Source organism: Hymenobacter aerophilus DSM 13606, assembly GCF_000382225.1.
Lineage (GTDB): Bacteria > Bacteroidota > Bacteroidia > Cytophagales > Hymenobacteraceae > Hymenobacter > Hymenobacter aerophilus.
This window is the reverse complement of the sequence record NZ_KB907802.1, coordinates 211,089-231,456: the sequence shown is the minus strand read 5'-3', so window position 1 is coordinate 231,456 and position 20,368 is coordinate 211,089. Positions and strand designations below refer to the sequence as shown.

The following is a 20,368-nucleotide window of genomic DNA, read 5'->3' as shown; positions in this document are numbered from 1 at the left end:
TAGAACTATAACTAGCACTAATTCCAAGATGCGTCTGAGAACTAGCATTACGTTAAGGGATATAAACCAGACAATGATAGGCAAATTAGTGCCTCCCACATGCCTTTAAATCCTATATAGTGGATATAGTAAGCTTGTCTGTCCGCGGCAAACGCCATCCAAGTTCCTAGAAAACCGCCAATACCGCCTCGGCGCACCGTTCGCCATCCATGGCGGCCGACACGATGCCGCCGGCGTAGCCCGCACCTTCGCCGCACGGAAACAGGCCGCGCAGGGTGGGGTGCTCCAGCGTGTCTCGGTCGCGGGGGATGCGCACGGGCGAGGAGGTGCGGCTTTCCACGCCCACAATTTGGGCCACGTTGGTGGCGTAACCGGGAATTTTGCGGCCGAAATTGGCAAAGCCCTGGCGCAGGCGCTCGGCCAGCGCCGCGCCCAGCACCTCGTCCATGGGCACCGACACGAGGCCGGGCTGATAGCTGGTTTCCAGCAGCTGGGCGGAGGTTTTCTGCTTCAGAAAGTCGCCCAGCAGTTGCGCCGGAGCCTTCTGGGAGTTGCCGGCCAGCTGGCAGGCGCGCTGCTCGATTTGCTGCTGCAAATGCAGGCCGGCCAGCGGGCCGTGCTGGCGCAGGTCCATATCCGAAAGCTCGACGGCGGCCACGATGCCGGAGTTGGCGAAGCGCGAGTCGCGGCGGCTGGGGCTCATGCCGTTGACTACCACCTCGCCGGGGGCCGTGGCGGCGGGCACGATGAAGCCGCCGGGGCACATGCAGAACGAAAACACGCCCCGCTGCTCGTTATCCACCTGGGTCTGGTGCACCAGCGCATACGAGGCGGCCGGCAGCGGGCCCCGGTCGGGGCGGCGGTACTGGGCCTGGTCGATGAGCTGCTGGGGATGCTCGACGCGCACGCCCAGCGCGAAGGGCTTGGCCTCGATGAGCACGCCCCGGCGGTGCAGCAGCTCGTAAATGTCGCGGGCCGAGTGGCCGGTGGCCAGAATTACGGCGTCGGCCGTCAGTTCCTGGCCGGTGGCCGTTACCACCCCGCGCAGGCAGTTTTCGCTGATGAGCAGGTCATCGACCCGCGTTTCAAACAGCACCTGCCCGCCGGCCTGCCGCACCGAGTCGCGCAGGGCGGCCACTACGGCTGGCAGCTTGTTGGTGCCGATGTGGGGGTGGGCATCCACCAGAATATCGGGCGTGGCGCCGTGCTGCACCAGCAGCCGCAGAATGCGCTGCACGTCGCCGCGCTTGGTGGCGCGGGTGTAGAGTTTGCCATCGGAGTACGTGCCGGCCCCGCCTTCGCCGAAGCAGTAGTTGGAGTCGGGGTCGACGCGGTGCTCTTTGTTGATGGCGGCCAAATCGCGGCGGCGGGTGCGCACGTCCTTGCCGCGCTCCAGCACCACGGGCCGGATGCCCAGCTCAATGGCCCGCAGCGCCGCAAACAGCCCCGCCGGCCCCGCCCCCACAATCAGCACCGTGCGCAGGGCCTGGCTGACGTCCGGGAACGTGAACCAGGGCCCGAACAAGTCGGCCGGCGGGGGCTGGCGGTAGATGTCGGCGCGCAGGCGCACCAGCGGCTGGCGGCCCCGGGCATCGACCGAGCGCTTGCGCAGGTGCACGAAATCGGCCTGGCCGGGCTTGAGGCCGGCGGCGGCGAGCAGGGCTTCGTAGCGGGCCAGCTCGTCGTAGGCCTGTTCGGGGGGCAGCAGCAGCTCAATTTCCTGAGCGCCGGAAGTAAGGGGAGAGGGCATAAGGCAGGGGAAAGGGAGTTATCCTTTTACGCCCGCAAAGATACGCGCCCGCGGCCGGCCTACGCTACCGGCGCCGGCTGCAGTTCGGCGGGCAGAATGGCCACCGGGCGCTTGTCCTCATCAATGGCCACAAACGTGAACAGGCCCGACACGGCCCGGTGGCGGTCTTCGGAGTACATCTGCTCCACGAACAGCTCGACGCGCACCTTGAGGCTGGTGCGGCCCACGTGCTCGACGCGGCCAATCAGCTCGACCAGCGTGCCGCCGGGAATGGGATGGGTGAAATCGACTTTGTCGGAGGACACCGTCACCATTTTCAGGCGCGAGAAGCGGGTGGCCGTGATGAAGGCTACCTCGTCCATGAGGTGCAGCGTGGTGCCGCCGAACAGGGTATCGTAGTGGTTGGTGGTGTTGGGGAAAACCGCCTTGAAGATGCGGGTTTCGGCGCGGCTGATTTTTTCGGCGAGCGGGAGCATAAGCAGGAAGGAAAAGAAAGGATGGAAGAAAAAGCCCTTCCGGCCCGTTTTTCGGCGCGCCCCGGCCACCGGGTTTCCCTGCCGAATACTGCGCGCCCATGCCCGGGCCGGCGGCCCTATAGCCGCCAGCAACGGAGCCATCGGCCCGCCGCAGTAGTCAACAAGGCGCCCAGTCGCGGAGCGGCCTCGTCATGTAAGCGGCGGGCAGGTCTCCTGACTCGGGCCCGCCTCCCCGCCCTTCTCACCCGCCGAAAACGGGCAATGGGCTGCGTGGGGAGGCGTTGGCGGCGCCGAAGCGGCCGGCCCTCACAGTAGCGCGTCTGTCCGGGAGTTGCACCCGGTTCCCTTTTAAGGCCCCGCCCGAAAGCCGGGGCCACCAACCGCTCATCTGACCTGAAAAACAGACAGAGAACGGGGCGAAGGTAAGCGGAAATCGGCGGGCTGGGGCCGGGGAAGCCGGCGAGCAGGCAACCAATGACAAAACTTGGGGTATACTTATTGCTGCAACGCGAGTCGCCGGCCGCTGCTGCCGGCCTCGCGCCTCATCCCACTGCCTCCTATGCCCGCCACTCGTACGCCTTTTGGGCGCATTTCTCTGGCCCCGCTGCTGCTGCCCGCACTCCTGGGGCTGGCTTTTTCGTTTTCTTCCTGCTCCGAGCAGGCCCCGCCGGCCACCGCCGACGACAAGGGCCCGCGGCCCAGCCCGGCGGCCACCGCATCGGCTACGGTGCCCGGGGGCGCCACCTTCACTATCCGCTACAGCCGCCCCTCGGCCCACGAGCGCAAAGTAATGGGCGGCCTGGTGCCCTACGGGCAGGTGTGGCGCACGGGCGCCAACGAGGCCACCACCTTCACCGTCGACCGGCCCGTGCGGGTGCAGGGCCAGCCGCTGCCGGCCGGCAAGTACGCGCTGTTCACCATCCCGCAGGAAAAGGAGTGGACCATCATCTTCAACAACCAGCCCAACCAGTGGGGCGCATACGAGTACAACCCCGCCCGCGACACGCTGCGCGTAGCGGCCCCCGTTTCGACGCTACCTAAGCGCGTGGAACAGTTCACTATTACGGCCGACAAATCGGGTGAAGTGGGTATTGCCTGGGAGAACACCCGCGCTACGTTTAAGGTGGAGTAGCGGGAAAATGGTGAGTTGATGTTCCCTGTCATCCTGAGCGCAGCGAAGGACCTATACAGAAGCCAATCAATAGATATAGCTTCTGTATAGGTCCTTCGCTGCGCTCAGGATGACAGGGAACATCAACCCACCAGTTCACTATCTCACTATCTCACCGTCGCCCAGCACGCTTTCCACCCAGGCTTTGCCCCAGTCGGCCAGCTCGGTTTCGGTCCAGAGCTGGGGGTAGAAGATGCGGCGCTGGAACTTGGGAGGCAGGTACTGCTGCCAGTTGGTGCCGCCGGTCGCGGCAATCGAGTCGGGGCGGCGCTCCAGGTAGCGCACGGCCGATTTGTAGTGTACCAGGGGCCAGTTCACGTTCACGTTCACATCGAGCTGGCGCAGCTGGCGGAGCAGGCGCGGGTGCTGCCGGCCTTCGGGGCCCTCGGGCAGGCGCTGCACCACGGCCCAAAGGTTGCGCTGGGTGTACTCGCGGGCGAAGTCGTTGAGCTGGCCGGTATACTTCTTCTCGAATTCAGTGAGCGTAAGGGCCTTGGCGCCGGTTTCGACTACCGTGGCGCCCGATTTCCAGTAGATGCAGCCAATCATTTCTTCGTGGTCGGCGGCGTCGCCCAGCAGGCGGCGACGCTCCTCGGGCACCAGGTTGCCGAGGCTGGTGCTGGCCAGCTCAATCATGCGGTACTGCGCGCTCTGGAAGCCCGAGGCCGGCATCAGCGCCAGCCGGAACTCCAGAAACTGCCGCTTCTCCATGCCGTCCACCATCACGTCGAACGAGTCGATCAGGTTCTCGAAGTAGCGGTTCACGCGGCCCACGCGCAGCACCACTTCCTCCACGGTGGGCTGCTGCAGGTCGCCGAGCTGCTCGTACTCGCAGAGGCAGAGCTTGAAATACAGCTCCGTAATCTGGTGGTAGATGATGAAAATCCGCTCGTCGGGAATTTCGGTGCGCGGGCGCTGCAAACTCAGCAGGGTTTCAAGCTGAATATAGTCCCAGTAGCCGAGGTAGCGGGTGTGGTAGTAGCCTTCGAGGTAAGAAGCCAGGTCCTGGTCGTCGGCGTCGAAGCGCTGCTTGAGGCGCTGCAGCTGTTCGAGCACGGCGGGCGAGAAGTCGGCAGGGGTAGGAGTGGCAGGGGTGGGGGCGGGATTTTCCATAGGCAGGCGTAAAGGTAGGATTTATGAGGGTTTGGGTGATGGGGTGAGGAGGTGATGGGGTAGAGTTGCGCGGTGGGCAGAAGAACGTCATTCAGAGCGCAGCGAAGAATCTCGCTCGGCTTCGTTGATCGTCATGGCAACATCAGCACGCGAGATTCTTCGCTGCGCTCTGAATGACGTTCTCACTTTCTCACATCCCATCACCCGAATCCCCATAAATCCTACCTTTACCGCATGGCAGAGAAATCGAGCATTTTTGATATGATTGGGCCGGTGATGATTGGGCCCAGCTCCTCGCATACGGCGGGCGTGGTGCGCATTGCACGGGCGGCCATCCGTATTCTGGGCAGCACGCCCACCCACGCCGTCATCACGTTTTACAACTCGTTTGCCCGCACCTACGAAGGCCACGGCTCCGACCGCGCCATCGTGGCCGGGCTGCTGGGCATGAACACCGACGACGTGCGCATCCGCGAGGCCTTCGACCACGCCCAGGAGGCCGGCCTGAGCTACACGTTCCAGGGCGTGGGCAACGCCTCGACCATGCACCCCAACACCATCCGGCTGCAGCTGCGCGACGAGCGCACCGGCGGGGCCGTGGAGGTGGTGGGCCAGAGCCGCGGCGGCGGCGTTATCCGCATTGTGGAAGTGGACGGCTTCCCGGCCGATTTCTCGGGCTCGTTGCATACGCTCATCATCGATGCCGACGACGAAGTAGGCTCCATTGCCTTCATTGCCTCGGTTATCTCGCGCGACGACTGCAACATTGCCACCATGTCCGTCTCGCGCCGCGGCAAGCACGAAACGGCCCGCCAGTTCATCGAAATGGACTCCGACCTGCGCCCCAGCACCCTCGACTACCTGCGCCAGCTCCGCTGGGTGCACCGCGTGATTGATATTCCGGCGCTGGATTAGCTTTGGTTAAGCTACAGGCTACAAGCTGCAAGCTTCAAGCCCGTTCCAAAGCTTGTGGCTTGCAGCTTGCAGCCTGTAGCTTAAAGCTCAGGGCGAAGAATGGGCTGTTGGTTGATTGGCTTGGGCGATATAGCGGGCAATCAATACCTTTGGCCCAACGGCTCCGGCCGCGGCCCCGGGGCCGCGCCGGCTGGCCGCGTCGGTTTTCGCTTTCCTCCCTTTATCCTGTTTGTTTATGAAGCGTTCCTACTGGCTGCTCCTGAGCGCGGCGGCCGTGGCCGTTGCCCCGCTCACGGCCCGGGCCCAGACTATGCCGGCGCAGCCGCCCGCCGGTTCGCTGGCCGCCAGCGCCGCGCCCACCGGCCCCTGGAGCCTGCAGGCGGCCGTCGACTATGCCCTGACCCACAACCTGAACGTGCGCCAGAGCCAGCTGCAGGCCCGCAGCGTAGATGCCACGCTGCTGCAGAGCCGCGCCGCGCTGCTGCCCTCGGCCAACCTGAACGCCAACCAGAACTGGAACTACGGCACCAGCATCAACCCGCTGACCAACGTGTTCCAGAGCCAGACCACGCGCACCAACAACTTCTCGGCCAGCTCGCAGGTGACGCTGTTTTCGGGCTTTCAACTGCGCAATGCGGTGCGCCGCAACATCCTCGACTACGAGGCCGCCCTCAGCGACGTGGAGCAGGCCCGCAATGATTTGTCGCTGAACGTGGCCTCGGCCTACCTGCAGATGCTGCTGGCCCAGGAGCTGGTGCGCACCAACGAGGTGCGCGCCGCCAGCACCCAGCTGCAGGTCGAGCGCAGCCAGAAGCTGCTGAAGGCCGGCGCGGTGGCCGAAAGCAACGTGCTCGACAGCCAGGCCCAGCTCGCCACCGACCAGTTCAACACCATCACGGCCCAGAACCAGTTCGATATTGCCCGCATCCAGCTGGCGCAGCTGCTCAACCTCGATGAGGCCGCCAGCCAGGCCCTCACCATCGAAACGCCCGAGCTGGCCGACCCCACCGAGGGCGCCCTGGCCGATGTGGCGCCGGCCGAGGTGTTCGGCACCGCCCAGGCCCGCCAGCCCGAAATAAAGGCCGCCGACCTGCGCGTGCAAAGCAGCATCCGCAGCCTCGACCTGGCCCGCGGGGCCTACTACCCGCGCCTCACGTTCGGGGCCAGCATCTTCACCGGCTACTCCTCGCTCTACACCCGGCCCGTTACCACCCTCGACTCGGCGCGGGCCGTGCTGCCGGTGTTTCCGATTGACCCCGTAACGGGTCTGCCGGGCGCTACGCCGGCCCCGTTTGCCGTGTACACGCCCTACCAGCCCATTGTGCGCCGCAGCGGCTCCGAGAACGTGTCGTTTGGCTCCCAGCTCGACCAGAACCTGGGTAAGAGCCTGCAGTTCAACCTGCAGATTCCGATTCTCAACGGCCTGCAGGCCCGCACCAATGTGCAGCGCGCCAAAATAAACCGGGAGGTGGCCGAGGTGCGCGCCGAGCAGGCCCGGCTGGTGCTGCGCCAGACCATCGAGCAGGCCTACGCCGATGCGCTGGGCGCCCAGCGCCAGTACCTGGCCTCCAGCCGGCAGGTGGAGGCTCTCACGCTGGCCTACCGCAATGCCGAAATCCGCTTCAACAACGGCCTGCTCAACGGCACCGAATTCAACATCGCCAAAAACAACCTCACGGCCGCCGAGTCGAGCATGATTCAGGCCAAGTACAGCTTCGTGTTCCGCCGCAAAGTCCTCGATTTCTACCAGGGAAAACCGATTTCGTTGTAGTCTTTAGGGATTGAGAGCAAGTACTATCATCCTGAGCTTGCGAAGGACCTATACAGAAGCTAACATCTGATAATACCTTCTATATAGGTCCTTCGTCCTTGCTCCAAGCGCAACATGCTCAGGATGACAATACTTGCTCTCAATCCCTGAGCCCTCCGCTCCCAAGTCCCTAAGTACCTAATACCTAAGCCCTGAAAATGAAAAAGAATCGTACGCTTTATATTCTGCTGGCCCTGCTGGCGGTGCTGCTCGTTGGCTTTGTCATCGCCAAGAAGCAGGGCTGGATTGGTGGCCCGGCCGGCACCGAGGTACTGGCCGCCAAGGCCGCGCCTACCACCATCGTGGAGAAAGTAAGCGCCTCGGGCAAAGTGCAGCCCGAAACGGAGGTGAAAATCTCGCCCGACGTGTCGGGCGAAATCACCGAGCTGTACGTGGAGGAGGGCGACTCGGTGAAGAAGGGCCAGCTGCTGCTGCGCATCCGGCCCGATAACTACCAGGCCGTGGTGAGCCAGCAGAGCGCCGTGGTGGGCACCCAGCAGGCCAACGTGGCCCAGACCCGCGCCCGCCTGCAGCAGCTCATCGCCAACGCCCGCCAGACCGAGCTGACCTACCGCCGCAACGCCTCGCTCTACAAGCAGAAGGTGATTTCGCAGGCCGACTACGAGGCCAGCAAGGCCGCCTACGACGCTTCGCAGGAGGAAATCAACTCGGCCCGCCAGAGCATCCGCGGGGCCCAGAGCAGCGTGCGCTCGGCCCAGGCCGGCCTGGAGGAAGCCCGCCGCAACCTCGACAAAACCACCATCTACGCGCCCGTAAGCGGCACCGTCAGCAAGCTGAACGTGAAGAAGGGCGAGCGGGTAGTGGGCACCAGCCAGATGGCCGGCACCGAAATCATGCGCATTGCCAACCTGCGCGAAATGGAAGTGCGGGTGAGCGTGAATGAAAACGACATCATCAACGTAACGCTCGGCGACTCGGCCGATGTGGAAGTAGACTCCTACGCCAGCCAGGACCAGCGCTTTAAAGGCGTGGTAACCAGCATTGCCAACACGGCCAAAGACGCGCTGACGGCCGAGGCCGTAACCGAGTTTGAGGTGAAAATCCGGCTGCTGCCCGCTTCCTACCAGAACCTGCTCGATGCCAAGCCCGGCCGCCGGGTGGTGCCCTTCCGCCCCGGCATGACGGCCTCGGTCGACATCATCACCAACCGCAAAGCGGGCGTGCTGAGCGTGCCACTGGCCGCCGTGACTACCCGCACCGACAGCACCAAAACCGCCGCGGCCGGCGCTGCCGCCGAGGGAGGCGCCAAAGCCACCGCCAAAGCCGATGCTCCCACGGCCGGCCTGCAGGCCGCGCCCCAGGAAGTGGTGTTCCTGATCCGGGACGGCAAGGCCCTGATGACGCCCGTAAAAACCGGCATCAGCGACTTCCAGAGCATTGAAATCCTGAGCGGCATTCAGGCCGGCGACCAGGTGGTGAGCGGGCCGTTCCGGGCCGTGTCGAAAACCCTGAAAGACGGGGCGCTGGTGGTGGTGAAGGACGCCAAAAGCCTCAACAAGGAAGCCCTGAAGGAGGACCCGGCGGCCGAGTAGGGGCGTGAGTTAAAGTAAAAGTGCTGTCATCCTGAGCGCAGCGAAGGACCTTATCACGTTGGAAAAGTCGTTTTTAAAACGATTTGCGTGGTAAGGTCCTTCGCGGCGCTCAGGATGACAATTTTTTAGTTGCCAACTTACCGCTTCGTCGATCATTCACTCATTCACCGACTCCCTCAATCTTGGAAAAAATAGCCATGCTCGGCGGCGGCTCCTGGGCCACCGCGCTGACCAAAATCCTGTCGGAAAACGGCAGCCGCGTGCACTGGTGGATGCGCGGCAAAGACGACGTGCAGCACCTGCTGCGCACCCGCCACAACCCACGCTACCTCTCGTCGGTGGCCCACGACCTGGACCGCGTGCGCCCCACCACCGACCTGAAGGAAGCCGTGGAAGCTGCCGACTGGCTGGTGCTGGCCGTGCCCGCCGCCTTCGTGCAGAGCGCCCTCGATAAGCTCGACCGCGACGCGCTGAAAGGCAAGCGGGTGATTTCGGCCATCAAGGGCATGATTCCGGAAAAAAACGTGCTCATCACCGATTACGTGGCCAAGCGGTTCCGGCTGCCCCACACCCGCCTGGGCGTAGTGGCCGGCCCCTGCCACGCCGAGGAGGTGGCCCTCGAAAAGCAGAGCTACCTGACCATCGGCTCGCCCGATGCCGAACTGGCCGAAGACTTCTGCCGCCTGCTGCGCAACCGTTACGTGAAGGCCAACCCCGCCTCCGACCTCGACGGCATCGAGTACTGCGCCGTGATGAAAAACATCATTGCCCTGACCGGCGGCATTGCCCACGGCCTGGGCTACGGCGACAATTTCCAGGCCGTGCTGGTGAGCAACGCCGTGCAGGAAATGCGCCGCTTCGCCCACGCCCTCAACCCCCAGCCCCGCGACCTGTCGGGCTCGGCTTACCTGGGCGATTTGCTGGTGACGGCCTACTCGCAGTTCTCGCGCAACCGCACCTTCGGCAGCATGGTGGGCCGGGGCTACTCGGTGAAATCGGCCCAGCTGGAGATGAACATGATTGCCGAGGGCTACTACGCCGTGAAAAGCATCCACGAAATCAACCGCAAGCTGCAGGTGTCCATGCCCATCATCACGGCCGCCTACAATATTCTGTATGAGAAGATTGCGCCGGCCATTGAAATCGAGCTGCTGAAAGAAAAGCTGAAGTAGCGGCCCGGGCCCGGCCGGCGTCTGGCCGGGCTGGCTTAGCCGCGCAGCTGAACAGGGCCGCATGTGCCGATAATTTCCTTTTTTGCGCCGCAGTTCATCACCCAACCACCAATACCACCGCATCATGGGAGCCTGGGGCTACTACAACTTCGACAACGACACGGCCGCCGACTTTGCCGAAGATTTCAAGGCCGAACCCTCAGCCGGCGTACTCGAACAGGCCCTGGCCGCCGTGCAGGAGTCGGCGGGCGACTACCTCGACGCCGACCTGGCCAGCGAGGCGCTGGCGGCGGCCGAAATCGTGGCCGCCATCCTGGGCCGGCCGGCCCGCAACTTCCCCAACGATTTGCTGAGCATCATTCCGCGCCTCGACCTGAGCCACGTGGAGCCGCTGCGCCAGCCGGCCCAGCAGGCCGTGCGCACCATTCTGAGCGCCGACTCGGAGCTGCGCGAGCTGTGGGAAGATTCGGACGAGTTTGAGAACTGGGAGGGCCTGCAGCGGCAGCTGCTCAAGCGCCTCGACAAGCCCACCGTCGCGTAGCGTGGCGGGGGCGGGCGGCTGGCTGGGGCTGGCGCTGCTGGCGGCGTTATGCCTGGCCAGCTACAACTTCTTTATCAAGCTGGCCGCGGGCCACATTGCCGCCGCCGCCGGGGCCGTGGTGCTGCAGCTGGTAGCCGCCGCGCTGGGCGGCGTGTGGCTGCTGAGCCTGCACCTGAAGGGCGCGCCGCTGGGCCTCACGGGCCGGGGCCTGGGCCTGGCCGCGCTGGCCGGCCTGGGCGTGGGCCTGGCCGAAATCCTGACGTTCGTGGTGTTCGAGCGGGGCGTGCCGGCCTCGGTGGGTACGCCCATTATCGTGGGCGGCTCGGTGCTGCTCACGGCCCTGCTGGGCGTGCTGGTGGCCCGCGAAACCCTCTCGTGGCCCCAGGCGCTGGGTTTGATGGCCATCGTGGGCGGCGTGGTGCTGCTGGCGCGAGGTGAGTAGTAAAATGGTGAGGTGGTGAGTACATAACGGTACGCCGGAGCCCCAGCGGGGCGGCATATTGGTAGGCTTGACCAAAACATAAACACGCAAGCCCCAGCGGGGCGACACAAATGCCTGGACGGTCTGTGTCGCCCCGCTGGGGCTTGCGCGTTTGTGTTGCAAAAGCGCTACCGATATGCCGCCCCGCTGGGGCTCCGGCGTATCGTTATGTACTCACCATTTCACCATTTCACCAACTCACCATTTCACTACTCACCTTGTAGCGGTAGTTCGATTTCGATGGTGGTGCCCTTAGTGGGGGCGGAGGTGATGAGCAGCGTGCCGCCCAGCAGCTCGACGCGGTTGCGGATGCCGGCCAGCCCGATGCCGCCACTGGCCGGCACCGGCGCCGGCTCGAATCCCACGCCGTCGTCGGTGATGCGGATGCGCAGCCGGGCGGGCTGGCCGGCAACCAGCAGCGCCACCCGGCGGGCCTGGGCGTGTTTCATCACGTTGCTGAGCAACTCCTGCACAATGCGGTAGGCGGCCATCTGCACCGGCGCGGGCAGGGGGCGGGTGGGCTCTTCGAGGCCTTCGAGCCGCAGGTCGAGGCGCAGCAAACTTACCGGCACGCGGTCGGCCAGCTCGCGCAGGGCGGTGGGCAGGCCGAAATCTTCCAGAATGCGCGGCGTAAGCTCGAACGAGATGCTGCGGGTGGCCCGGATGGCTTCCTGCAGCAGCTGCTGGCCGGCCCGCAGCGGCTCCGAGTCGGGGAGCTGGGTGAGGTGCAGGCGCGTGGCGTAGAGCAGCTGGCCCACGCCGTTGTGCAGGGCCTCGGCAATGCGGCGACGCTCCTCCTCCTGGGTGGTGAGAATGGCCGAGAGCACCAGCTGCTGCTGGCGCAGCTGCAGGCGGGTGGTTTCGGCCAGCAGCTGCTCGCGCTGCGTTACGTCGCGGGCCATCAGCAGCACGCCGCTGGGCTGGCCGGGCGAGCTGAAGGGCCGTAGGTTCAGGTCGAGCTGACCGACGAAGTAGCGCCCGCCCCAGTTCAGCAGCTGGCTACTTTCGCCGGCCAGCGCCCGCGCCAGCAGCGGCCGGAAAGCGGGGTCGTCGGCTACTACGGGCAGCACCTGGTCCAACGGCCGGCCCAGGGCCGCGGCGGCGCTGATGCCCGTGTAAAGCTCCGACTGCCGGTTCCAGGCCGTAATGCGCTGCCCGGCATCCAGGGCAATCAGGGCGTCGATGCTGTGGTCGAGCAGGCTTTGGGTGAACTGCTGCTGCTGCTCCAGCTTGGCGCGCTGCTGCTCGCGCTCCGTCACATCGAGGGCAAACATCACGGCCTCGTTGCGCGCGGTGTCAAAAAAGCCGTAGCTCTGGTAGTACACCGGCTCGCCTTCAATACTGGCCGAGCCCACGAAATCAACCGGCTCGCCGGCCAGCAGCCGGTGGCTGGGTTCGGCCAGGCTGGGGAAGCACTCAAAAATCGACTGGCCCACCAGCTCGTTGTCGGCTAAGTGCAGGCGGCGCAGGCCCGCGCCCACCAGCTCCAGGTAGTGGCCCGAGGGGTCGAGGCGGCCCAGCAGCACCGGCAGATGAGCCAGGATGTGCTCCAGCAGCTGCGTTTTGTAGCTGAGCTCCTGCTCGGTGCGGCGGCGCTGGGTCCGGTCGCGCACCAGCCCCAGCAGGCAGCCCTGCGGGTGGCCCGGCCCGGGCGCCAGCGTGTGGCCCGTCAGGCTGACGTGGCGGTCGGGGGCGCCGGCCTGCGTCAGGCGTAACTCCAGGTCGAACTCGGTGGTGGGGGGGGCGGGCCGCTCGGCCAGCTGCCGGAAGCGGGGGCGGTCGGCGGGGTGCAGGTAGGCCGCGAGGGTATCGGCGGGGCGCGGCGCAGTGGTGTAGGGCAGCCCCCAGATGGCCTGGGCGCGGGCATCGGCCTGCCACTGGTCGGTGGCAAAATCCCAGCTCACTACGCCCATGGTGGCCGCGTCGAGGGCCTGGCGCAGGCGCTGCGCGCTTTCGGCCAGCGCCCGGGTAGCGCGCTGCTGCTCGGTTACATCAATCAAAGCCAGGCGCGCCAGCGGCTGGCCGGTAGCACCCTGAGCGCGGGTGGCTTCGAGGCGCAGCTCCAGCGGCTGGCCGTCGGGGCGCACCAACGCCAGCGTGCTTACGTGGCGGGCCGGGTCGGTGGGGTCGGCGGCCAGCACGCGGGTCAGAAAATCGAGGAACCCGGACCGCTGCGCGGGCTCGACGAACAGGGCCAGCCGGCGGCCCTGCAGCTGCTGGCGCACGAGGCCCAGCAGCTGGGCCGTGCGCAGGTTCAGCTGCAGCAGCGTGCCGGCCGCATCGAGGGTGCAGTAGCTCACGGGGGCAAACTCGTAGAGGTCGAGGTACTGGGCGCGGCTGGCTTCGGCTTCGGCCTGGGCCAGCAGCAGCTCCTCGTACTGCATTTCCAGCTCAATCTGGTGCACCTGCAGCTCCTGCACCAGCCGCTGCATCTCGGCCGGGCTTTCGGGCGGGGGGCTCTGCGTCACCAGCCGCCGCCGCTCGGCCCGGGCCCGCAGCTCGCGCAGGGCCTCGCCCGCCGCCGCCGATTCGGGCCGCAAGCCCTCGTGGTCGGTGCTGGAATCGGAGGGCGGCAGGTCGGCGGGCATACGGGGCGGGGCTTGGTCGATACGGTAAAGATAGCGCCGCATCGCTTCAGCTGCCATGTTTCTACTGTCATCCTGAGCGGAGCGAAGGACCTATACAGAAGCTATTATCAGATGTCAGCTTCTGTATAGGTCCTTCGCAAGCTCAGGATGACAGATATTCACTACCCCCTCACCTCATCACCCCCTCACCTCATCACCCCCTCACCTCATCACCCCCTCACCTCATCACCCCCTCACCTCATCACCTCCTCACCTCCTCACCTCACAGCGGCTGCATGCCCAGCAGGATGTGGCCGGTGTCGTGGCCGGCGCTGAGCAGGTGGCGGGCGAAAATCCGCACCGGCTGGTTGTGCTGCGGGCCGGGCAGACGCAGGTCGTCGAAGGCCAGGCCCGAGCCCTTGATGAGCGCGTGCAGTTGCGCGTACAGGGGGGCGTGGTCCCAGTCGGGGGTGCCGAGGGCGGCCAGGGGCTGGCCGCGCAGCCGGTTGGCATCGAGCTGAAACTGCCGGGCCAGCGGCTGGCTCACGCTCTGGATGCACAGGTCGGCATCGAGCACGAGCAGCGGCTCCTGCATGGTTTCGATGATGCTCTCGGCCAGGCGGGTGCTTTCGCGCAGCCGGCTTTCCAGGTGCTTCAGGCCCGACACCTCGGTGAAGGTGATGACGGCCCCGCTGATGTAGTTGTCGAGGGTGCGGTAGGGCAGGATGCGCATCGAAAACCACTCGTCGGCGGTGGTTTCGATGGTGGCCTCCACGCTGGTCAGGCGGTCGAGCACCTGGCGCACGTCCCGCTCCAGGCCCTCGTAGCGCAGCGTGCTGGCAAAGTGCGTGATGGGCCGGCCCACATCGGCGGGCTGCAGCTGCATAATGCGGCGCATGGTGGGCGTGAAGCGCTTGATAACCATGTCGTTGTCGAGGAACACGGTGGCAATTTCCGTGGCGTCGAGCAGGTTTTTCATGTCGTTGGCGGCCTGGCTCACCTCCTCGGTTTTGCTCAGGTACTGCATGTTGAGCGTCATCAGCTCCTCGTTCAGGCTCTGCATTTCCTCCTTGTTGGTCATGGCCTCCTCGTTGGTGCTCTGCAGCTCCTCGTTGGCGCTTTGCAGCTCCTCGTTGGTGCTTTTGAGCTCTTCGAGGCTGCTTTCCATCTCCTCGATGGTGGTTTGGAGGCGGTGTTTGGTGAACTGCAGCTCTTTTTCGAGGGCCTCCACCACGGCGTTGCGGTCGGTGTCGGCGGGGCGGGCCTTAGCCGTGCGCACCTTGCGGGGCGTGGGCTGGTCTTCGAAAGCTACCAGCAGCAGCCCGGCCAGCTGCTCGGGCTGTTCGAGGTAGTGCACTGTGAGGCGCAGCAGCTGGTAGCCGTTGTCGGTTTTCACCTGCACGCGCTCGGCTACCACGGTCTGGCGCGTGCTGCTGGCCTTGTGCACGGCGGCGCTCAGCTCGTAGTTGAGCTCCTCGCGGGCCATTTCGAACAGGTTGAGCCCGCTCAGGCCGGGCGCCGGCTCCAGGTAGCGCCCGGTGCGGCCGTTCACGTACAGAATCTCCCCTTTGGCATTGACAACCACGGACGGGGGCGTGTAGGTCCGCAGCAGGGTTTTCTGGACCAGCGCGGCAAAGGGCCCGCTTTTGCGGGGCGAAGCAGAGGACATGGCAATAGCAGTACCGGGGGCCGCCGTGGGGTGCTGGGAGAGGGCAAACGGGAAGTTGACCACCCGGGTAATGGAGGGCGAGGAATCGTTGCGGCGCGAAATCTTCCACTTCATATCAAGCGGAATAAACAGCTCCTGGTAGCCGGTCAGGTTTTCGCTGGGCCCCAGAAACAGCAGCGCGCTGGGGTTGAGGGCGTAGTGGAAAACGGGCAGCAGGTTTTTCTGCAATTCGGCCGACAAATAAATCAGCAGGTTGCGGCAGCACAGCAAATCGAGCTTGGTGAAGGGCGCGTCCTTGGTGATGTTGTGGACGGCGAAAATCACCACGTCGCGCACTTCCTTGGTTATCTGGTAGCTGCCATCGGGCTGGCGCGTAAAAAAGCGCCGCAGCCACTCCGGGCTCACGTCGGCCGTGATGTTGGGCGGGTAGAGGCCGGCGCGGGCAAAGTCGATGGCCGCCGGGTTGATGTCGGTGGCGAACAGCTGGATTTTGAGGTAGCGTGCGGGGTCGATGCCGTCGAGGCATTCGAGCAGCAGCATGGCCAGCGAGTAGGCCTCCTCGCCACTCGAGCAGCCGGGCGCCCACACCCGCACCACGCTGTCGGCGGGCTTGAGGCGCAGCAGCGGCGGCAGCTGCCGCTTGAGCGAGGCAAAGGCCTCGGGGTCGCGGAAAAACTTGGTTACGCCAATCAGCAGCTCCCGAAACAGGGCCTCCACCTCGGTGGGGTTTTCCTGCAGGTAGCGCACGTACTGGGTGAACTCGCGGATCTGGTGGGCGTTCATGCGCCGCTCGATGCGCCGGAACACCGTGTTGCGCTTGTAGAAGCTGAAATCGTGGCCGGTCTGGGCCCGAATCAGGATAAAGATTTTCTGCAGCGCGTGGGCCGGCTGCGTGGCCGACTCGGCCGCTTCGCGTTGGGGCCGGTCGAAGACGGGCGTGCGCAGGTATTCGAGCAGCTTGGCCGGCAAAAGCTCGGCGGGCAGCACGTAGTCGACAAACTCGGTGGCAATGGCCGAGCGGGGCATGGCGTCGTACTCGGCCGTTTCGGGGCTCTGCACCATCACCATCCCAAAATTTTCCATCACCATTTTCAGGCCCACCGTACCATCGGAGCCCAGGCCCGAGCAGATGATGCAGATGGCCCGCTCACGGGCGTCCTTGGCCAGGCTCTGCAGAAAGAAGTCGATGGGCAGGCGCTTGCCGCGGGGCTGGGTGGGCTGAAACAGCAGCAGCCTACCGTGCAGCATGCTCATGTCGCGGTCGGGCGGCAGCACGTACACGTGGTTGGGCTGCACCTTCAGGCCGTCGGCGGCTTCGAGCACGGGCATGCTGGTAAAGCGCCGCAGCACGGCCGGCAGCTCGGTGGGCTGGTCGGGCAGCAGGTGCATCACCACCACGAAGGCCATGCCGGGGTTGGCCGGCAGCGGCCGGAAGAAGGCCTCGAAGGCCTGCAGCGCCCCGGCCGAGCCGCCCAGCCCCACAATCGGGAATTTGTCGGCCGCGTTTTCCTGGCGCTGGGCCATGCGCAGCTGGCTGGCACTCACGCGCTTCTCTACGGGCGCGGGCTGCACGGCAATCGGGGCGGCGGGCTCCTGGTCCTGCAGGTCTGGTTGGTAAGCGGGGTCGGGGGAGGCGGGGCTGGACATGGGCAGGAGAAAGCAGGCCGGGCCGGCCGGCATCAAATTTACGCAGGAAGTTGGTAGGGCCGGGCCGGCAGCCGGCGGGGCGGGCCGCAATTTCGGGCCGCTGCACTGTAACAAGCCGCCCGGCCCGCTACGTATGCCAAACCGGGTGCAGATGACCTGCGCCGGCTTTTCTTTCGTGTCTGACTACTTCGCATGGTTTCGCAAACCCCCGCTTCTCTTATTGTTATCGGTACTTCGGCGGGCGGCATGCCGGCCCTGGTGCAGCTGGTGAGCCAGCTGCCGGCCGGGCTGCCGGCGGCCGTGCTGGTGGTGCAGCACCTGGCGCCCACCTCGTCGGGCGAGCACCTGGCCCGGCGGCTGGCCACCGCCTCGCCGCTGGCCTGCGCGCTGGCCACCAACGGGCAGCCCCTCGAAGCCGGCCACCTTTACCTGGCCCCGCCCGACCGCCATCTGCTGGTGCGCGACGGGCACCTGCTGGTAACCAAGGGCCCGCGCGAAAACAACTTCCGCCCCGCCGTCGATGCGCTGTTCCGCTCGGCCGCCGCCCACCACGGCGCGGCGGTGGTGGGCGTGGTGCTTACCGGCTTGCTGCACGACGGCACGGCCGGGCTCGAGCAAATAAAGCGGGCGGGCGGCCGGGCCGTGGTGCAGGACCCGCTGGAGGCCGAGTTTCCGAGCATGCCCGAAAGCGCCCTGAGCAACGTGGCCGTCGATTACGTGGTGCCGCTGGCCGAAATGGGCGCCCTGCTCACGCGCCTCGTGCAGGAGCCGCCCCGCCCGGCCGGCATCATTCCCGAAGACATCAAGCTGGAGGCCGCCATTGCCGAGCGCATCGTGGGCTCTACCGAGCAGGTGGCCCGCCTCGGCACGCCCGCCCCGCTTACCTGCCCGGGCTGCGGCGGGAGCCTGTGGCAGCTCAACGAGGGCCAGGTAACGCGCTTCCGCTGCCACACGGGCCACGCCTTCACGCTGGGCGCCCTGCTCGACGACTCGCGCCGCGAGCTGGAAGAAACGCTGTGGGTGGCGCTGCGCATGATGGAGGAGCGCAAAAACCTGCTGCGCAACCTGGCCGGCCAGTCGGGCGTGGCCGCCCTCGACAGCGAATCGAAGCTCGAACGCATTGTTGAGCTCAAGCGCCACGTCAACCGCCTGCGCGAGTTCCTACTCAACGGCCACAACGACCCCCTCCCCCCGGAAATACCGTAGTGAGCTACAAGCTACAAGCTACAAGCTACAAGCCGCAAGCTCCAAGCTCCAAGCTGACTTTCAACATCAGCTTGCAGCTTGTGGCTTATAGCTTGCAGCTAACAGCTCACTTCACGGGTAGCACGATGCAGTATTCGGTGCCGCGGCCGGGCTGGCTGCTGACGCTGAGCGTGCCGCCGTGGCCGCGCGTAATCAGGTCGTGGCTCAGGGCCAGGCTCAGGCCGGTTTCGGCCCCGGCCGGGAAGCGCTGGAACACCGTGAGCAGCGTTTCCGGGGGCAGCCCCTCGCCGTTGTCGCGCACCCGGATTTCGACGCTGGCCGCCGTGCGGCGGGTGGTCAGCTCCACCTGGGGCACGTACTCCTCATCGGGTTGGCGCTGGCGCTGGGCCACGGCCTGCAGCGCGGCGCTGAACACGCCCACCAGGGCCCGGCCCAGGTCCTGGCGCACCACCATCTGGCGTTCCAGCGTCGGGTCGGGGTGCAGCAACAGCGCGGCGCTGAAGTAGCGGTTTTTGGCCCGCAGGTCGTGGTACACCAGCCGCAGGTACTCTTCGGCCAGGGCGTTGAGGTCGGTGAGCTGGCGCGCCCCGCCACCGCCCTGCGAATACTCCAGCATGCCGCTCACCACCGAATCGGCCCGCTGGCCATAGTCCAGAATGCGGTTCTGGTGCTGGTCGAGCGAATCCAGGAGCTTGTCGGCCAGCGTCTGTTGATGGAGGGGTAGCCGCAACAGGGCTACTTGCTGGCGCATTTCCCCGCAGAGTTCCAGGCTGGCGGCCGCGTAGCGCCGCAGCAGGCTCACGGGCCGCTGGATTTCGTGAGCCACGCCGGCCATCAGCTCGCCCAGCGAGGCCATCTTTTCGCGCAGCACCAGCTGGCCCTGCGTTATTTTGAGTTCCTTGAGCGTCTGCACCAGGTTGTCGCGCTGGGTGGTCAGCTCGCGGGCCTGCTCGCCGAGCTGGTGGTGCAGCACCTGCAGGCGGCGGGTGGCCTGCTGCTGCTGGCGGTGGCGCCGCCACAGCAGCAGCAGCGCCAGCAGCAACAACCCGGCGCTGGCCAGCAGCACGCCGGTGCGCACGCGGTCCAGCAGCTCGTCCCGCTCGGCCTCCAGCTCCAGCAGGCGGGTGTGCTCGTTAAAGGCAATGGCATCGAGCTGCTTGATGCGCCGCGGATTGGTCAGGCTGTCCTGGGCGGCCAGCAGGATGTGGATGTAGTGCAGGGCGCTGTCGGGTTGCTGATGGGCCTCGTAGGCCTGCACCAACAGGCCGCTGTTGCGCACCACCCCCACCACGTAGGGCAGGTTGGCGGCCAGGCGCAGGGCCCGGTGGGCGTAGAAGATGCTGGAATCGGAGCGCCCCTGCTGGGCATACAGCTCGGCCAGGTACTGGTAGGCGCGGCTGGCGCTGCGCTGGTCGTTTTCGGGCTCGGCGGCCTGGGCGCTGCGCCGATAAAAGCTGCGCGCGGCCTGGGGCTGGTTCTGGGCCAGCCGCAGCAAACCCAGCTCGCGCAGCACGTAGGGCGCGGGGTTGCCCCAGCAGCTCCAGGCCCCCGGGCGGTGGCGCCGGGTCAGCTGCCAGGCCCGGTTTAGGTAGAACGCGGCCGAATCGTAGCGGCGCAGGCCCTCGTAGCTGGCGCCCAGGTTGGCAATCACGCTGATGAGCTGCGAGGTGTCGGTGGTGCCCGCCCGCTGGTAGTGGCGCAGCGCCCGGAACGAGTAGCGCAGCGAGGGACGGTAATCATCGAGGGCATAGTAGAGCAGGCCGGTTTGGTTGAGCGTGCGGGCGGTGGCTTCCAAGTCGCCGCTTTCCTCGTTGAGGCGCAACGCGGCCAGGTTCAGGCGCAGCGCCTGCGGCAGGTTGCCCCGCTCGCCGGGCAGAATGGCCAGCCGCGACAGGCAGCGGCCCTCGCCGCGCACGTAGCCGATGCTGCGGGCCAGGCGCAGGCCCCGGTGGGCGTAGTAGCTCACCGAATCGAAGTGCGAGTAACGGTAGGTGGCGGCCAGATCGGCCAGCAGCAGCACCCGGGCTGTGTCGGTGGGGGCGCGGGACAGGGCCAGGCGCAGCGGCTGCGTCTGGGGGCTCTGGGCCCGCCCGGCCGCGGGCAGTAGCAGCAAGCCGGCCAGCAAACTAAGGCACAGGAGAGGGAGGCGCATGGGGAAAGGTAACTTTGCTACCGGTATTATCCTAATACGCTGCCAGCCTACCTATCCTGCCGAAAATTGCACTGCCGGTAAGGCATTCAATAGCAGCAGCATGGGGTAAACCTACTCCTGTCGGCATGCCGCCCCAGACCGCACC

Annotated in this window: 14 protein-coding genes and 1 riboswitch; of the genes, 8 read left to right on the top strand and 6 right to left on the bottom strand. The window is 65.9% G+C overall.

Going from position 1 to position 20,368, the window contains the following annotated elements; translation table 11 throughout:
* Positions 1 to 166: 166 nt before the first annotated feature.
* Positions 167 to 1,750, bottom strand: coding sequence for an NAD(P)/FAD-dependent oxidoreductase (locus H145_RS0103785; RefSeq protein WP_019946806.1), 1,584 nt, complete (start codon positions 1,748 to 1,750; stop codon positions 167 to 169).
* A gap of 59 nt (positions 1,751 to 1,809) precedes the next feature.
* Positions 1,810 to 2,226 (bottom strand): acyl-CoA thioesterase, encoded by a 417-nt coding sequence (locus tag H145_RS0103780; RefSeq protein WP_019946805.1) that lies wholly within the window; start codon positions 2,224 to 2,226, stop codon positions 1,810 to 1,812.
* A gap of 186 nt (positions 2,227 to 2,412) precedes the next feature.
* Positions 2,413 to 2,622: riboswitch (cobalamin riboswitch) on the bottom strand.
* A 163-nt stretch (positions 2,623 to 2,785) separates the two neighbouring features.
* Between H145_RS0103780 and H145_RS0103775 the strand changes: the two genes are divergently transcribed.
* A complete protein-coding gene (locus H145_RS0103775) occupies positions 2,786 to 3,358 on the top strand; it encodes a DUF2911 domain-containing protein (protein ID WP_019946804.1) in 573 nt (190 codons plus the stop codon).
* Between the two features lie 138 nt (positions 3,359 to 3,496).
* Here the strand turns inward: H145_RS0103775 and H145_RS0103770 are convergent, their stop codons facing one another.
* Positions 3,497 to 4,510: a tryptophan 2,3-dioxygenase family protein gene (locus H145_RS0103770; protein WP_019946803.1), complete on the bottom strand. Its 1,014-nt coding sequence runs from the start codon at positions 4,508 to 4,510 to the stop codon at positions 3,497 to 3,499.
* A gap of 234 nt (positions 4,511 to 4,744) precedes the next feature.
* On the opposite strand from H145_RS0103770, the gene sdaAB reads away from it, so the two are divergent.
* The 6 genes from sdaAB (at position 4,745) to H145_RS19845 (ending at position 10,943) form a co-directional block, all read left to right on the top strand.
* Positions 4,745 to 5,425 (top strand): L-serine ammonia-lyase, iron-sulfur-dependent subunit beta, encoded by a 681-nt coding sequence (gene sdaAB / locus H145_RS0103765; protein ID WP_019946802.1) that lies wholly within the window; start codon positions 4,745 to 4,747, stop codon positions 5,423 to 5,425.
* Positions 5,426 to 5,660: 235 nt separating this feature from the next.
* On the top strand, positions 5,661 to 7,196 hold the full coding sequence (locus H145_RS19850) for a TolC family protein (RefSeq protein ID WP_019946801.1): 1,536 nt from the start codon (positions 5,661 to 5,663) through the stop codon (positions 7,194 to 7,196).
* 197 nt (positions 7,197 to 7,393) lie between these two features.
* The gene (locus tag H145_RS0103755; RefSeq protein WP_019946800.1) at positions 7,394 to 8,788 is read left to right on the top strand and encodes an efflux RND transporter periplasmic adaptor subunit; all 1,395 of its coding nucleotides are present in this window, start codon (positions 7,394 to 7,396) and stop codon (positions 8,786 to 8,788) included.
* Between the two features lie 182 nt (positions 8,789 to 8,970).
* Entirely contained in the window at positions 8,971 to 9,960 is a 990-nt protein-coding gene (locus H145_RS0103750) for an NAD(P)H-dependent glycerol-3-phosphate dehydrogenase (RefSeq protein ID WP_019946799.1), read from the top strand.
* An 82-nt stretch (positions 9,961 to 10,042) separates the two neighbouring features.
* A complete protein-coding gene (locus H145_RS0103745) occupies positions 10,043 to 10,501 on the top strand; it encodes a DUF4259 domain-containing protein (RefSeq protein ID WP_157541106.1) in 459 nt (152 codons plus the stop codon).
* 1 nt (position 10,502) lies between these two features.
* Positions 10,503 to 10,943: an EamA family transporter gene (locus H145_RS19845; RefSeq protein ID WP_019946797.1), complete on the top strand. Its 441-nt coding sequence runs from the start codon at positions 10,503 to 10,505 to the stop codon at positions 10,941 to 10,943.
* Between the two features lie 248 nt (positions 10,944 to 11,191).
* On the opposite strand, the gene H145_RS0103730 is transcribed toward H145_RS19845, so the two are convergent.
* Positions 11,192 to 13,570 carry a PAS domain-containing sensor histidine kinase gene (locus H145_RS0103730; RefSeq protein WP_019946796.1) on the bottom strand — a complete coding sequence of 793 codons (2,379 nt, stop codon included), beginning with the start codon at positions 13,568 to 13,570 and terminating at the stop codon, positions 11,192 to 11,194.
* Between the two features lie 262 nt (positions 13,571 to 13,832).
* On the bottom strand, positions 13,833 to 16,865 hold the full coding sequence (locus H145_RS19840) for a CheR family methyltransferase (protein WP_205619294.1): 3,033 nt from the start codon (positions 16,863 to 16,865) through the stop codon (positions 13,833 to 13,835).
* 192 nt (positions 16,866 to 17,057) lie between these two features.
* Between H145_RS19840 and H145_RS0103720 the strand changes: the two genes are divergently transcribed.
* Positions 17,058 to 18,071 carry a chemotaxis protein CheB gene (locus tag H145_RS0103720; RefSeq protein WP_019946794.1) on the top strand — a complete coding sequence of 338 codons (1,014 nt, stop codon included), beginning with the start codon at positions 17,058 to 17,060 and terminating at the stop codon, positions 18,069 to 18,071.
* A gap of 106 nt (positions 18,072 to 18,177) precedes the next feature.
* On the opposite strand, the gene H145_RS22495 is transcribed toward H145_RS0103720, so the two are convergent.
* Complete coding sequence (locus H145_RS22495) at positions 18,178 to 20,223, bottom strand: tetratricopeptide repeat-containing sensor histidine kinase (RefSeq protein ID WP_157541103.1); 2,046 nt, start codon at positions 20,221 to 20,223, stop codon at positions 18,178 to 18,180.
* Between the last annotated feature and the right edge of the window lie 145 nt (positions 20,224 to 20,368).

Bases quoted from the DNA above. Each gene is read 5' to 3' on its own strand.
- H145_RS0103785 (WP_019946806.1), bottom strand. From the start codon at position 1,750: ATGCCCTCTCCCCTTACTTCCGGCGCTCAGGAAATTGAGCTGCTGCTG.
- H145_RS0103775 (WP_019946804.1), top strand. From the start codon at position 2,786: ATGCCCGCCACTCGTACGCCTTTTGGGCGCATTTCTCTGGCCCCGCTG.
- H145_RS0103730 (WP_019946796.1), bottom strand. From the start codon at position 13,570: ATGCCCGCCGACCTGCCGCCCTCCGATTCCAGCACCGACCACGAGGGC.
- H145_RS0103780 (WP_019946805.1), bottom strand. From the start codon at position 2,226: ATGCTCCCGCTCGCCGAAAAAATCAGCCGCGCCGAAACCCGCATCTTC.
- H145_RS0103770 (WP_019946803.1), bottom strand. From the start codon at position 4,510: ATGGAAAATCCCGCCCCCACCCCTGCCACTCCTACCCCTGCCGACTTC.
- sdaAB (WP_019946802.1), top strand. From the start codon at position 4,745: ATGGCAGAGAAATCGAGCATTTTTGATATGATTGGGCCGGTGATGATT.
- H145_RS19850 (WP_019946801.1), top strand. From the start codon at position 5,661: ATGAAGCGTTCCTACTGGCTGCTCCTGAGCGCGGCGGCCGTGGCCGTT.
- H145_RS19840 (WP_205619294.1), bottom strand. From the start codon at position 16,865: ATGTCCAGCCCCGCCTCCCCCGACCCCGCTTACCAACCAGACCTGCAG.
- H145_RS0103755 (WP_019946800.1), top strand. From the start codon at position 7,394: ATGAAAAAGAATCGTACGCTTTATATTCTGCTGGCCCTGCTGGCGGTG.
- H145_RS0103720 (WP_019946794.1), top strand. From the start codon at position 17,058: ATGGTTTCGCAAACCCCCGCTTCTCTTATTGTTATCGGTACTTCGGCG.
- H145_RS22495 (WP_157541103.1), bottom strand. From the start codon at position 20,223: ATGCGCCTCCCTCTCCTGTGCCTTAGTTTGCTGGCCGGCTTGCTGCTA.